15 protein-coding genes are annotated in these 13,942 nt (G+C 61.7%); 7 read left to right on the top strand and 8 right to left on the bottom strand.

Annotated elements, in window-relative coordinates:
- Positions 1-22: 22 nt before the first annotated feature.
- The gene (locus NH14_RS27370; RefSeq protein ID WP_035530807.1) at positions 23-754 is read right to left on the bottom strand and encodes an IS6 family transposase; all 732 of its coding nucleotides are present in this window, start codon (positions 752-754) and stop codon (positions 23-25) included.
- Between the two features lie 706 nt (positions 755-1,460).
- Positions 1,461-2,354: a 2OG-Fe(II) oxygenase family protein gene (locus NH14_RS27365; RefSeq protein WP_407947191.1), complete on the bottom strand. Its 894-nt coding sequence runs from the start codon at positions 2,352-2,354 to the stop codon at positions 1,461-1,463.
- A 318-nt stretch (positions 2,355-2,672) separates the two neighbouring features.
- Between NH14_RS27365 and NH14_RS27355 the strand changes: the two genes are divergently transcribed.
- The 5 genes from NH14_RS27355 to NH14_RS27335 are packed head-to-tail and all read left to right on the top strand — an operon-like array spanning position 2,673 to position 7,254.
- On the top strand, positions 2,673-3,821 hold the full coding sequence (locus tag NH14_RS27355) for a cytochrome c oxidase subunit II (RefSeq protein WP_035530809.1): 1,149 nt from the start codon (positions 2,673-2,675) through the stop codon (positions 3,819-3,821).
- Between the two features lie 13 nt (positions 3,822-3,834).
- Positions 3,835-5,592, top strand: a complete 1,758-nt coding sequence (ctaD, locus tag NH14_RS27350; protein ID WP_035530811.1) for a cytochrome c oxidase subunit I — start codon at positions 3,835-3,837, stop codon at positions 5,590-5,592.
- A complete protein-coding gene (locus NH14_RS27345; protein ID WP_035530813.1) occupies positions 5,589-6,200 on the top strand; it encodes a cytochrome c oxidase subunit 3 in 612 nt (203 codons plus the stop codon). The genes ctaD and NH14_RS27345 overlap by 4 nt, the downstream gene beginning before the upstream one ends.
- Positions 6,197-6,904 (top strand): heme-copper oxidase subunit III family protein, encoded by a 708-nt coding sequence (locus tag NH14_RS27340; RefSeq protein ID WP_035530814.1) that lies wholly within the window; start codon positions 6,197-6,199, stop codon positions 6,902-6,904. The genes NH14_RS27345 and NH14_RS27340 overlap by 4 nt, the downstream gene beginning before the upstream one ends.
- A gap of 8 nt (positions 6,905-6,912) precedes the next feature.
- Entirely contained in the window at positions 6,913-7,254 is a 342-nt protein-coding gene (locus NH14_RS27335) for a cytochrome C oxidase subunit IV family protein (protein ID WP_035530815.1), read from the top strand.
- Positions 7,255-7,382: 128 nt separating this feature from the next.
- On the opposite strand, the gene NH14_RS27330 is transcribed toward NH14_RS27335, so the two are convergent.
- The gene (locus NH14_RS27330) at positions 7,383-7,940 is read right to left on the bottom strand and encodes a glycine zipper domain-containing protein (RefSeq protein ID WP_035530816.1); all 558 of its coding nucleotides are present in this window, start codon (positions 7,938-7,940) and stop codon (positions 7,383-7,385) included.
- Positions 7,941-8,035: 95 nt separating this feature from the next.
- Entirely contained in the window at positions 8,036-8,251 is a 216-nt protein-coding gene (locus NH14_RS27325; protein WP_407947190.1) for a DUF1488 family protein, read from the bottom strand.
- A 183-nt stretch (positions 8,252-8,434) separates the two neighbouring features.
- On the opposite strand from NH14_RS27325, the gene NH14_RS27320 reads away from it, so the two are divergent.
- Entirely contained in the window at positions 8,435-8,968 is a 534-nt protein-coding gene (locus NH14_RS27320; RefSeq protein WP_035530818.1) for a hypothetical protein, read from the top strand.
- 241 nt (positions 8,969-9,209) lie between these two features.
- On the opposite strand, the gene NH14_RS33710 is transcribed toward NH14_RS27320, so the two are convergent.
- Entirely contained in the window at positions 9,210-9,410 is a 201-nt protein-coding gene (locus NH14_RS33710) for a hypothetical protein (RefSeq protein WP_237179787.1), read from the bottom strand.
- On the opposite strand from NH14_RS33710, the gene NH14_RS27315 reads away from it, so the two are divergent.
- Entirely contained in the window at positions 9,409-9,774 is a 366-nt protein-coding gene (locus tag NH14_RS27315) for a DUF2244 domain-containing protein (RefSeq protein WP_237179786.1), read from the top strand. The two genes, NH14_RS33710 and NH14_RS27315, sit on opposite strands and share 2 nt — an antisense overlap.
- Positions 9,775-10,084: 310 nt before the next feature.
- On the opposite strand, the gene NH14_RS27310 is transcribed toward NH14_RS27315, so the two are convergent.
- From NH14_RS27310 to NH14_RS27300, 3 genes are all read right to left on the bottom strand, one after another.
- Positions 10,085-11,104, bottom strand: coding sequence for a ribonuclease Z (locus tag NH14_RS27310; RefSeq protein ID WP_035530819.1), 1,020 nt, complete (start codon positions 11,102-11,104; stop codon positions 10,085-10,087).
- A 17-nt stretch (positions 11,105-11,121) separates the two neighbouring features.
- Positions 11,122-13,119, bottom strand: coding sequence for a thioredoxin domain-containing protein (locus tag NH14_RS27305; protein ID WP_052148351.1), 1,998 nt, complete (start codon positions 13,117-13,119; stop codon positions 11,122-11,124).
- Positions 13,120-13,310: 191 nt separating this feature from the next.
- Entirely contained in the window at positions 13,311-13,847 is a 537-nt protein-coding gene (locus NH14_RS27300) for an arsenate reductase ArsC (RefSeq protein ID WP_035530821.1), read from the bottom strand.
- Positions 13,848-13,942 lie beyond the last annotated feature (95 nt).

The following is a 13,942-nucleotide window of genomic DNA, read 5'->3' as shown; positions in this document are numbered from 1 at the left end:
GGAGAACGAATCGGGATCCTTATCAATGTGCGAACTTGGCAGCATTGATCACGGTCCAACGATTCCACGCTGCAAGACGCGCCTTGAGTTTGGAGCGATGGGACTGCGCCGTCATGCGGTGGCGGGGCAATGCAAAGTGTTGACGGATCGGACCGAAGCTGGATAGAAACACCTGCGTGCGAAGCGGATCGCGAAACCCGTTCATGGCGCGCTCACGGCGGCGTGTAGGTTGGTGACTGTTCTCGGCGCGGTTATTCACCCGTGCAGCCGCCTTCACGAACGCGTGCTTGACGCCCGCGAGTTCTGCGATGTCTGCCTTCGCCGCAGGGTAACTGCGCAGTTGGTCGGTGACGATTTTCCGGGGCACGGGATTCGATCGCAGCACATGTTTGAAGAAGCGTTTTGCTGCGGCCTTGTCCCGACGCTTCTGCAGAAGCACATCCAGCTCGGTGCCGCATTCGTCCACGGCCCTCCACAGCACGTAGGGCTCGCCGCGCAACTTCACGAATACTTCGTCCAGATGCCACGTGCTGCCGGGCTTGCGTCGCACCGCCTTTGCGCGTCCTGCGAAGGCGGCTCCGAACTTGTCGCACCAGCAACGGATTGTCTCGTAGGTCACCACCACGCCGCGCTCGAGCAGCAACTCCTCGATATCGCGCAGGCTCAGGTTGAAGCGGAAATACCAGCGAACGGCGCAGCTGATGACGCTCGCGGGGAAGCGGTGACCGTGGTAAAGCGACTTCGTCTTCTTCATCGCCGCATTTTAACGCTCCGCGCTTGCTAACCTGACAACGCCGCCTCCGCTCATCTTTCTCTGTGTGAATCGGCGATGCTGGCGTAGGTTTTTCCCCTGTTGGGAGTGAACCTACGCCATGTGTCTTTCTCCGCGATAAACCTACGCCGGGAATCGACAACCCTTCGCGCACCGCCGCGATGTCAACGGCCCGAAAGAGCGATCTGATCGCCACGCTTCTCGGCATGGACCAGTTCAATGAACTCGCGTCGCGCTTGAGTTTGACTTTAGCCACCTGGCGCTTTGCAAATGCGCTTGCGCACCACCGGCCTGACGTTTTTAGTGTGTTTGCACAGGCTTGTGCTTCCGGAGGCGCTTTTCGATTCCGTTTCGGCCGCAATCACTTGTACGTTTGCATGGGTCAAGCGGCGAAATAGCGCTCTATAAGAATAGGAATACTTATCTTTACTCATGGCATCGGTGTCGTGATGTCGCCAGTCACCGAGAAGTCGACCGTAGGCTTGCATTTCTCCTATCTGCGTGATATTCCTCCCGTGTCCAACGGTGGCCCGGATCCTCTACGTTTCACCGCTCTATTTGCGTGCGGAGTCCGGGCAGTTGAGGCACTCGGTGTCGGTCGTTCCGTTGATTAGAAATGGTAAGAGGGAATTTTAAGGTTCATCGCAGCGAATCGTGGATCACATCAGTCGGTTAGTAGTGCGGCGCATCAGTTTCCCCAGAGTGGTGGGCTCATGGTGGTGTCATAGTCGCTAAACATGATGTTGAAGCTGACGCTCACGCGCGCGTGCGCGCTCGTGTTCGCCGACACCGAATGCGGCAGCCAGGCTGGAAACACCAGCAATGTGCCTTCGCTGACTGGCAATACCACCTGATCCGTGTTGTAAGCCGTCAGCTCAGTGACGGGTGGACGAATGACGGTTGTCTGTGGGCGCGGATCATGAAAATTGATCGTGTCGGCACCCGCTTGAGAGCGCAGGTAATACACGCCGCTCAGGTAATTGTTGGGATGGCTGTGCATCGCGTGGGTCCCGCCTGGATCCAGTACATTGACCCAGCACCCTGTAATGTGAAACGGGGCATCAGCGACCTTGAGGAACGCGAGTACGTCGCGTGCAGCCCGCTCGATATGCGCGATCAGCACGGAAAACTCCGGCCTGTCATGTTGCCGGTGGGCGGATTGCCACGCGGATCCGGTACGGGTGCCGCAGCCGCTGCGGATCAAGGTGTCGACATACGCCATCAGATCCCGATCAAGCGGTTCGTAGCACGCCTGTTCGAGTCGACGACACCATACGAAAGTCGGGAAAAGTCGGACGATATCCGGGGTGGAGACTTTCATTGCCGGTTGCACAAGGCGCTTGTCGGGACGCTCATCGATCACTATAGACCCGGAAGCTGCGCGCATGGGTGCAACGCATGAAGGCTGCACGACAGCAGTCCTGCCAGATGGCTTGTTCGGCCCGGTGCTGCTGCGCATCGGGACGCGGCCGGTCTGCGCGCCGGACTCGACCGGATGCGCGCGGATATTCGCGCACGCAAGATTCCGCCCGAAGAGATGCGCGGCAACACGATCACGTTGTCGAACTTCGGGCTCGTACACGCGCTGTCGACACGGCCGGAGCTGGAAGTGCCAAGGCCGGATAGGGAGGAAAAGGGAAGTAATGGCGCTGTTTTGCATTGCATCGCAGCACGAGACTCTCCATTCGCGCGATCCGTATATGGGGCGCGCTTCCCCCTTGCGCTTTCTTGCACGATGCAGAGGAGAGGACTACCTTTGCTTTAGAGCCGCTTACAACGCTAAGCGAAGCGGTCTTGGCAGAAGTGCCGGCGCAAACAGTACGAAGTAGGGCCAGGCGGCACAACTACGCCAGGAGCTTTTGTTAGCGGCTCCAGCGAGTGACGCGCTGTGAGGTGGCCTATGGCGCTTGCGATTGCCCTGAGCCTGATCATCGTATTGGCGGTAGGGTTTCACTTTGCCAGTCCCTGGTGGATCACACCGATCGCCTCGAACTGGGTGCGCATGGACGACATGCTGACGATCACGCTCGTCATTACCGGCGCGCTTTTTATCGCGATCAACCTGTTCATCGTGATCGCACTGATGCGTTACCGCCACCGCACGGGTCATCGCGCTGCCTACGAGCCGCACCACAAGCGGCTGGAATGGTGGCTGATCGGCCTGACCTCTGTCGGCGTTGCAGCGTTGCTGGCACCGGGGCTCTTCGTCTACGCGGACTTCGTACGGCCGCCGCCCAACGTGCTGCGGATGGAAGTGCTCGGCCAGCAATGGCAATGGCGCTTCCGCTTCGCCGGCCCCGGTGGCAAGCTGGGTACGACGGACGTGCGCTACATCAGCAACGACAACCCCTTCGGTCTGAACCCCGCCGACCCCAACGGCCGCGACAACTACCTGATCGAGACGCCCGAGGTGCACCTGCCGCTCAACCGGCCGATCCAGGTCCTGACACGGTCGCGCGACGTCCTGCACGACTTCTACGTACCGCCGTTCCGTGCGCGCATGAACATGGTGCCCGGCATGGTGACCACCTTCTGGTTCACGCCGACCAAGGCAGGGCGTTACGACATCCTGTGCGCGCAGCTTTGCGGTATCGGGCACTCCAGCATGCGCGGCGTCGTGGTGGTGGAAGACGAAGCATCGTTCTCGCGCTGGCTGGCGAAGCAGAGCACGTTCGCGCAGCGGCAGCAGGCCAGGGTGCAGGCCGCAACCGCCGTTGCAGGCGGCAGCGCCCAGGTGCTTGCTGTCCAGGGCAAGACGCTAGCAGAGGCCAAGGGCTGTTTCGCCTGCCATACCGTGGACGGCAGTCCGCGCGTGGGTCCCACCTGGAAGGGCCTGTACGGCAAGACCGAAACGATGGCCGACGGCAGTACCGCGAAGGTGGACGAAGCCTATCTGCGCGCCTTTATCCGCAACCCGAAGGCCCGCGTCGTGAAGGGCTTTGCGCCCATCATGCCGACCTTCGACCTGAGCGAGCAGGAGCTGACCGCGCTGGTGGCCTACATCGAATCGCAAGGCGGCCCGGCCGCCGTCAGCGCAGCCAAACCCTAGCGGAGCAGACGCAATGACCTACGCTCACACTGAACACGGCCCGCAAAGCTTCTGGACCCGCTATGTCTGGAGCCAGGACCACAAGGTCATTGCCGTGCAGTATTCGCTGACGGCCATCGCCATCGGCCTGGTCGGCATGGTGTTGTCGGACCTGATGCGGCTGCAGCTCGGCTTTCCGGGCAAATTCAGTTTCATCGACGCCAGCCACTACTACCAGTTCGTCACCATGCACGGGATGATCATGGTGATCTACCTGCTGACGGCGCTGTTTCTGGGCGGCTTCGGCAACTACCTGATCCCGCTGATGCTGGGTGCGCGCGACATGGTGTTCCCGTTCCTCAACATGTTGAGCTACTGGGTCTACCTGCTGGCCGTGCTGGTGCTGGTGGCGAGCTTTTTCGTGCCAGGCGGGCCGACCGGCGCGGGCTGGACGCTGTATCCACCCCAGGCCATCCTGCCCGGCACGCCGGGCGTGGAATGGGGCATTGTGTTGATGCTGGTGTCGCTGGCGATCTTCATTGTCGCGGCAACGATGGGCGGCTTGAATTACGTCACCACCACGCTGCAGGCGCGCACGCGTGGCATGACGCTCATGCGCATGCCGCTCACGGTGTGGGGCATCTTCATCGCGACCATCCTGGCACTGCTGGCGTTTCCGGCGCTGTTCGTGTCGGCGGTGATGATGCTACTCGACAGGACACTCGGCACCAGTTTCTTCATACCAGCCGTGGTGTCAATGGGGCAGACGCTCAAGCATGCTGGCGGCAGCCCGCTGCTGTTCCAGCACCTGTTCTGGTTCTTCGGGCATCCGGAGGTCTACATCGTCGCGCTGCCGGCCTTTGGCATTGCATCGGACCTCATCAGCACGCACGCGCGCAAGAGCATCTTCGGCTACAAGATGATGGTGTGGGCCATCGTCGCCATCGGTGCGCTGAGCTTCGTGGTCTGGGCGCACCACATGTTCATCGCCGGCATGAATCCGTACTTCGGCTTCTTCTTTGCCACCACCACGCTCATCATCGCCATCCCGACCGCCCTCAAGGTCTACAACTGGTTGCTGACGCTGTGGCGCGGCGATATCCACCTGACCGTGCCGATGCTGTTTGCCATCGGATTCATCAGCACCTTCGTCCTGGGTGGGCTGACGGGGCTCTATCTCGGCAACGTGAGCGTGGACATTCCGCTGTCGAACACGTACTTCGTGGTGGCGCACTTCCATATGGTGATGGCCGTGTCGCCGATCCTGGTGGTGTTTGGCGGCATCTACCACTGGTATCCGAAGGTGACGGGTCGCATGCTCAACGACACGCTCGGGCGCGTGCACTTCTGGGTCACCTTCCTCGGCACCTATGCGATTTACTTCCCGATGCATTATCTCGGCATCCTGGGCATGCCGCGGCGGTATTACGCGTATGAGGGCTTCAGCTTCATTCCATCCTCGGCGCAGACGCTCAACACGTTCATCACCGTCGTTGCGCTCGTCGTTGCCGTGGCGCAGTTGCTGTTCCTGTACAACCTGGCGTGGAGCCTGGTGCGCGGCAAGCGTGCCGACAGCAACCCTTGGCGGGCCACCACGCTGGAATGGCAGACGCCGCAAACACCGCCAGTGCATGGCAACTGGGGCGCCGCGCTGCCAGTCGTTTATCGCTGGGCCTACGAATACAGCCCACCGGGGCAGGAGGAAGACTTCGTCCCGCAAAACCAGCCGCCTGCAACGGCGCCTGAACCGGCCGCCCACCCGACGCTTCACCCCGGAGAGGCACGCGAATGACCACACTGCCCCGATCCTTCGTTCCTGACGCGCCACCTGTCTCGCCGAATGCGAGCCGCATCGGCCTGATCGTCTTCATGGCGGTGGCAACGACATTGTTTTCACTGCTGCTGTTCGCCTACGGAATGCGTATGCGCGAGCCCGACTGGCAGCCCATCCCGCATCCAGCGCTGCTATGGTGGAACACCGGCGCGCTGGTGCTGGCAAGTATTGCCATGCAGCGTGCCCGGCAGATTACCTTGCGCCGCGCGGCGTGGCTGGTGTCAGGCGGTGTGCTGGCGGCCGTGTTCGTGATCGGACAACTGGCCGCCTGGCGCATGCTGTCGGCGGCCGGGCAGACCGTCACCGTCAATCCATCCAATAGCTTCCTCTACCTGCTCACCGGCCTGCACGGGTTGCATGTCCTGGGCGGGCTGGTGGCCTGGGCCGTGACGATCATGCTTCTTCAACGAGCGGATCCCTTCCGGGCCCACCGCGCCATCGCGCTTTGCGCCATCTACTGGCATTTCCTGCTGGCTGTCTGGCTCGTGCTGCTGGCGGCGATGTGGTGGATCACCCCTGGGCTCGTCGCCGCCATCTGCGGGCCGCTGTATGGAGCCGCGCCGTGACCACGCCCACGCTCCCCACCGAATCCGCTGCCACCGCGCCCACCGACGCCGTGCCCGACGGCTGGCGTGGCATCGTCACGGACTGGTCGGCCGACCGCGAAGCCTTCAAGGTGCCGTGGGGCAAGGCGATGATGTGGATCTTCCTGCTGTCGGACACCTTCGTCTTCAGCAGCTTCCTGATCGGCTACATGACGGTGCGGATGTCGACCACGGTGCCGTGGCCTGACACTTCCAAAGTGTTCGGGCTCACTGTGGGCGGCGTGGATGTGCCTTTGCTGCTGATCGCCATCATGACATTCATCCTGATCAGCAGCAGCGGCACCATGGCGATGGCGGTCAACTTTGGCTACCGGCGTAACGCAAACCGCGCCGCCGCACTGTTGCTCGCGACCGCGCTGCTGGGCGCGACCTTCGTGTCGATGCAGGCCTTCGAATGGACCAAGCTGATCGTCCATGAAGGTATCCGCCCCTGGGGCAACCCGGTTGGCGCGGCGCAGTTTGGCGCGTGCTTCTTCATGATCACCGGGTTCCACGGCTTTCACGTGAGTTGCGGTGTGATCTACCTGCTGCTGATCGCACGCAAAATCCTGCAGCCGGGGTTCACCGGGCATGGCAACTTCCAGATCGTGGAGATTGCCGGCTTGTATTGGCACTTTGTCGACCTGGTGTGGGTGTTCATCTTTGCGCTGTTCTATTTGTGGTGAGGCAGACCATGGATCACACCGATCCCGCCCAGCGACCCGAGGCCGCGCACGGCCAGCAGCATCCGATCGGCATCTACCTGAAAATCTGGGGCCTGCTGTTCATACTGAGCACGATGTCGTACATGGTGGATTACTTTCACGTGCAGGGCCTGCTGCGCTGGACGCTGATCGTCGTGCTCATGATCGCCAAGGCCGGGCTGATCGTGTCGATTTTCATGCACATGATGTGGGAGCGGCTGGCGCTGGTGTACGCGATCCTGATGCCGCCCTTGGGCCTGCTGGTGCTGATGATTCTCATGGCTGCCGAAGCGCATCACACCTTCGGCATGCGGGAACTCTTCTTCCACTGATCCCCGCGCCGACCGTTCCTCAGGCAAGTGCCTGGAACGCACCGCTCTGAATACAAAACGACCCGACAAATGCCGGGCCGTCTTTGTTTCCTGGCTCTCTGAAAATCCTGGCGAAAAACACCTTCAAATCAGGCGTGCTTCTCACTGAATTCGTTGAGCGGCTCAGGCGGCTTGAGCGGATCGAAGTCGGCCCACCGCCCTTGTTGCCAGCGGCCGGTCGCGCGTTCGATCGCCGCACCTCCCGCCTCGCGCAGCACCCGCGCGGCGTCCAACTGGCTGTCCGGACACACGTGTACGGCTACCAGCACGCCGGAATCACGGGATTCTTCGTTGCTGTCTTCACGCGTGCGCATCATCGCGCCGACCAATGAACCGACATATGCGCTCACCCCGGCCGCGATCAGCGACACGATAAGCGGCGCCGAAAACGCTGCGAAGATCCCGACGCCGACCACGGCGCCAACCGCTGCGCCAATCGTGATGCCCATCTCGGCACCCTTCGGCGTCTCCCTCGCGTTTGTGTCGGCGCTGACATCGCCGCCGGGCCGAAAACGTGCGTGCTGGCCGATCGGATTGACGAAAAACAGTGTGACGTCCTCCTCGACAAAACCGGCATTGACGAGCCGTTGCACCGCGTCTTCAGCGGCAGGGAATGTGGTGAAGCGTGCTGCGACGATGAGTGACATGTGGCCTCCTTCCATCGTTGACTAGCGGTTGCAGACCATGCCGCCCCACCTCACCCGCGCCGAGACAGAGGTGCATGCGGTGGCACGCGCCGGGACTATGCCGTGGTGCCGCGATCGGGTTCCATCCCGTCCACTCGGACCAGTCCGCTATGTAACACTACTCCTTTGCTGGCGTTCTGGTCGATCGCTTCCGCGCAAGCCGCACGGACAGAATTGCGGCCGTTTTCGAAAGCAACCATTAAGGCGGATTCCAGAGCGGAATGAGCGCCGAAATGCTCTTCGAGCGCCTCGGCGGCAATTGCCGCACTCAACCGGCTCGCCGTCGACTCACGCCGAACGCGCACTGTCGGATTCGCGCCGTTGAAGACCGGCTGGTCACACAGAAGCGCGCGAAAAGCGACGCGCCGTTTGCCGGGCGGGCAAGTTCTTTAGTTGCCCTATCAGTCGCGCGAGCTGGACTAGAATGAATTATTCGAATCGATCGGGAGACAAACGTGCAACTTCATATGGATTCCCATCATTTCACACACGGCCACCTCGACTGGCGGGCAGCCGTGCTGGCAGGCGTCATTGCGGGCGTTGTGTTCCTGGCGTTAGGGGTCGTCCTGATGGCACTGATGACGGGCGCAAGTCTGCTGGAACCCCCACGCATGGTCGCCGCGATCATTCTGGGACGAGGCGCATTGCAATCGCCGCAAGCATTCTCGATTGGCATCGTGCTCGCGGCTTTTGTGGTGCATTTTGCCCTTGCCATCGTATTCACGCTTGTCCTTGGTCTGATCATGGCGTCATTCAACCTTGACTCGAGCATGGGGATGGCTTCACTGGCGGGTGGCGCTTTTGCTGTAGCCGTTTACCTGATTAATTTCTACGGCATGACACAGCTTTTTCCGTGGTTCGCAGAAGCGCGCAACTGGGCCAGCCTGTTTGTTCACATCGTCTTCGGTATCGTGGCGGCGAACCTGTACATGAGGCTGGAGCGCACCACGTTCCGCAGGATCAAGGCGGACGTGGGCGGCCCGTCGTAGTCCTTTGCCATGCTGATCGAGTCGCGAGCGAAACGGTGACATTACAAGCGGCGTGCACGTGGCAATCGGGGGGCAGCCCGCCAGCACTAACTTCGCGCAACTGGCGACGCTCAGGGCAACTGGTGTGCCGCGGCGTGGCGGTGCAAGCCGCCGCGCTCAGCCGCATTCCCGGGGCGTTGGCCGACCGGATCGCCTCGTCGGTCGTCACGCGCTGACAAGTTGGGAATGCCGGTACATTCCGTCATTCGACGAGGAGCGGCGCCTCGAGCGTGTGATATGGCGTCCCCGACGCGGGACTTTCCATCATGTACGCATCCTTCAGGCGGTCGTATGGACCTGACCCGTTCGACGGCGGGGGAGCGGGGCCGAGCCGCGAGTGGCGCATCAAGCGCAACTGCTCCCTCACGCCGCGGCAGTCGCTCGCCGCGACCGTGTTCCTCATGGCGCTGGTCCTCGCAATCGGCGTGGCAGCGGCATTCGCGTTCGGCGAGTGGCTGGCGCTGCCATTCTCAATGCTTTGCACCGTGGCCGTCGGCATCGCCTTTATCGCCTACTGCAGGCACGCGACGGACGGCGAGGTGCTGACGTTCGCTCCGCCGTTCGTGATCGTCGAAGTACACGAGTGCGGACGCCGCACGATCCATTGGATGAGTGCGGCCCGCCTGGCTGTGTCTCTCGGCGACAACGATGGCGCCGTCTATCTTTGCGACGGCTGGCAGCGTATTCCCGTCGGACGGCAACTGCCTGCCGCCGCCCGCGCGGAGTTCGTGCGTCAATTGCGCCGCTTTATCGTGGCCGACTGTTGACATGCCGGCCGATGATCGCCCGGCATGCCTGCTCGGCATCACCGCAACACGCCGAGCGCCCCGACGATGCCGCAGGAGTTGGGCTTTGAGTTGTGCACGCGTGACCGCAAAGGGGCAGATGAAAGACAACGGCGCGCGACAGACTTTCGCCGAGAAATTCTTTGTCCACGATAACCTCGCAGGTCGAGCAAATCCTGATATGAGTAGGACTACTTATGCGAATAATGAAAATAGATGTACTCCCTCGGCCGGCGGCCTGTGCGACACAGGCGGTAGAGACGCCCATCGTCGGATTCACCCAGGCCTCTCGTCAACAAGACGACGTCTGGGACCATGCCGCCTGCACCTCGGCAATCAGTTCCCCCGAGCGTCCTTCGTAACGCGGTGAAAAGTGGAACGGCACAACCGCCCGGGCTCCGATCCGGCGCGCGATCAGACCGGCCTGGCGGGCGGTCAGGTGATTCTTGCGCAGTCCGTGTGCCTTGTCTTCGTCAAGAAAGACGCCCTCGATAAAAAGCTGGTCCACGTCGTGCATCAACTGAAAAAGCGTCTCCACGTTCGATTCCGTGTAGCGCAAGTCCGTTACATAGCCAATGCGCCGCCCAGGAACAATGGCGAGAATCAGATGCCGTAGTTCCGCGACCTGTCGAGTCATCGCGTGATCGCCATGCCGGTCGCGCCACAGCACCTGAATGGGTGCCTCCTCAGGTGCGCCCGTCAGCACCGCATGTTGCAGTTCGCGGAGCCACGCGCCCGCGGACACGCCGAGCGCCGCGAGCTGGTCCTTCGCGACCTTGACGCGGGCCTTCTCCTCGATCACGTACGCAACGCACGGGATGTCATGATCGACAAAGCGGCCACGTACGCGAAAGGTCGCTTCGTCGTGCACCACGTCGTCGGATCGCTCGAAAACCGCGTCTGCTTCGCGGGCAAACCGATTTCGACTTGAGAAAAGCGCGCGCCGTCCGCCACCGCCCGCTCCGATTTCACGCGCGTCGATCACCAGCTCGACCTCGTAACGGTGCACCACGTTCCACGTATAGGCGCGCAGCTTGTGTTCGACCTGTTCAAGGAAATCGGGGCCGCCGAACAGGACAATGCCAGCCTTGCGCCCGAGCGTTACACGCAAGAGATAATCGAAGCCGCAAAAATGGTCCATGTGCGTGTGGGTAACAAAGACATGCGATAAACGCATCAGTTGGCCAGGCAGCAAACTGCTGATATCGCCGAGATCGAAAAGGAGAGCCCGGCGTTCGTCGCGAAAGTCCACATACAGACCTGGATCGCCGAACGCGTCGTTGACAAGCCGGGGTTCGAAAAGGGCGTGCATGGATCGGTCCCGCACCGTCACACCCTACCGGACAAGCAATATTCAACGAGCGCGTTGCCCTCGGTCATGGGTGCAGCGCACGTGCGATTCCGGCACACGTATGCCGCGGCCCGGCCGTCGACCGGGTGACACTCCCGGCCGATCGGCACGTCTTCTGCAAACGCCAGCACGCGCGCAGGGAGGTAGGCGCGGTGAACGCCCGTTGCAAGCTCTGCGGCTGAAACTTTCTCGCCTGCAAAGACGATCCCGAGCGGGCCGCGCTGCATGAAGTCCCTCGCGGCCATGAGGTGCGCGAAAGCGGATGGTACTTTGCCTGCTGTGGTTTCGTATCTCCGGAATTCGTGTTCGGCGCGGTCAAGGTAGAGATCGCTCCCGGTGAGTGCATGCAGACGCACGAAGGCAAATGCGGTTGATGAGATGCCCGACGGTGAGGCGCTGTCGTATGGGGCACGGGGCCTGTGGACCAAGGGCTCGCCATCGCACGGTGTGAAAAACAGCCCCTCCTCCCAGAACTTGTCGAGGATGAGGGTCGCGAGCTCGATCGCGCGATCGAGGTAGTGCCTGTCGAAGCATGACTCGTAGAGGTCGAGCAGCGCATTACAGAGAAAGGCGTAGTCCTCGAGGAACCCCGGTACCTTGGCTACGTCGTCCTTCCAGACCCGGAATACGCCGCCGTCGGCAAGTGTCAGTTTCTTCTCGATAAAACTGGCGGCACGCTTTGCCGCGCTGAGATACCCGGGGACACCTGTCGCCTGGAAAGCGGCACAGAGCCCCGCGATCATCAGACCGTTCCAACCGGTGAGAATGTTGTCGTCCCGGGCCGGGCGCACACGTCGGGCGCGCGCGGCCAGCAACCGCTCGCGCCAGCCAGCGAGCTGCGTTTCCTCCAGCGCGTCCAGCTCGGCCGCACGGTGGAGTACCGAGGCACCGTGCTCGAAATTGCCGCGTTCTGTCACACCGTAGGCGCGGCAGGCCAGTGCGCCTTCTGACTCGCCAAGGACTGCCTTAATCTCGGCGGGCTTCCAGCAATAGAATTTGCCTTCCTCGCCTTCGCTGTCGGCATCTTCGCTGGCGTAGAAACCGCCTTCGGGGTGGGTCATGTCGCGCAGAACATAGGCGAGGGACTCCTCGAAGATGCAGCGCCATGTTCGCTTGCCAGTCAGGCGATAAGCATCTGCATACAGCTTCACAAGCTGGCCATTGTCATAAAGCATTTTCTCGAAGTGCGGTACGGCCCAATGCGCGTCGACGCTATAGCGGGCGAACCCGCCACCGAGCTGGTCATAGATGCCGCCCGCCGCCATGCGGTCGAGTGTGCGTTCCAATGCGTCAAGCAGCGTGGGTTCGCGGCTTCGTTCATAGACGCGCAGCATGAGGTCGTAACAGCTCGGATTGGGGAACTTGGGCGCGCCGCCAAGCCCCCCATGAGCCGGGTCAGTCGCCCGTGCCAAGGCGCGTGCTGCCTGTGCAGGCAGGTCTTCGACAGCGGCGGTTGAACCGCCCTGGTGTGCCTGATCAAGCTGCCGGAAGCCCTGCTGGATCTGCACAATGGTGTCCTGCAATTGATCCTGCCGATGCCGCCAGGCTTCACTCAGGGCTATCAACAGGTGCGCGAACCCGGGGCGGCCGTAGCGATCGTCCGGCGGGAAATAGGTGCCGCCGAAGAACGGCTCTCCCTGCGGCGTGAGAAACACGGTAAGCGGCCAGCCGCCTCCTTGTCCCATCATCTGGCTGACCTGCTGGTAGATTTCATCGATGTCGGGACGCTCCTGCCGATCGACCTTGATGTTGACATAGCGCTCATTCATCTCGGTGGCAATGCGCGGATTCTCGAAGGACTCGTGCGCCATGACGTGGCACCAGTGGCACGCCGCGTAGCCCACTGAGAGAAGGATCGGCCTGTTTTCCTCGCGTGCACGGCGAAACGCCTCGTCGCTCCACGGATACCAGTCCACCGGATTGTCCGCATGCTGGCGAAGGTAAGGCGAGGATTCTGCAGCGAGCCGGTTTGCCATGTCGGCCTCCATCGGGGCGCACCCACTAGCGCTCTTGACCAATTTGGGCAGGGTCACGTGCCCTGCAACTGCACGGCCAACTGCGCCGCGCTCATCGGACCGTCTGGTTCATCGACCACTATGGTGCCAGGTCGGATGTAGCCGTCATTAGAGGAGAAGGCAATCGGAATTGCGCTTCGAAAGCTCCAGCCTCACGTCGACATCCCGGATGTGCGGACGGCCGTGTCGTCGATGTCGCTAATCCGTCGCAACTCGGCGCGAACGGTGGCGTCATCAAGCTCGTCTAGCGGTAGCTGGACGAACGCCTCGACCCTGCGTCGAATCTGCTGGAAAACCTGTTCGAATGCAGCACGTTTGCTTTCATCCTCGGCCTCCACGGCCGCGGGGTCGGACAAGCTCCAGTGTGCTGATGCAGGATGGCCGGGCCACAACGGACATACCGCGCCAGCGGCTTGATCGCACACGGTGATAACGATGTCCATCTGGGGCGCACTCGGTTCGGAGATGGCGAACTCGTCCCACGATTTGCTGCGCAGATTCGCCAGGTCGTACCCAGTCTTGCGCACCTGTTCGATGGCGAAAGGATTGATTTTGCCGATAGGATTGCTTCCTGCGCTGTACGTGCGAAATCGACCTTTCCCCAACGTGGCGAGTAGCGCCTCTGCCATCACCCTGCGCGCCGAGTTGCCGGTGCAAAGAAAGAGCACGTTATACGTCCTGTCATTCATGAACGGCTCCCTGATGAAACGGTCGAGAACGTCGCGCCAGAGGGGCGGTCGGCGTATCGGTCTATCAGTCTAATCCCGCCAGGTGCGCTGCGGGG

This window comes from Paraburkholderia sacchari (assembly GCF_000785435.2).
GTDB classification, from domain to species: domain Bacteria; phylum Pseudomonadota; class Gammaproteobacteria; order Burkholderiales; family Burkholderiaceae; genus Paraburkholderia; species Paraburkholderia sacchari.
The sequence above is the reverse complement of the archived record's forward strand: the minus strand, read 5'-3'. Positions and strand labels throughout refer to the sequence as shown.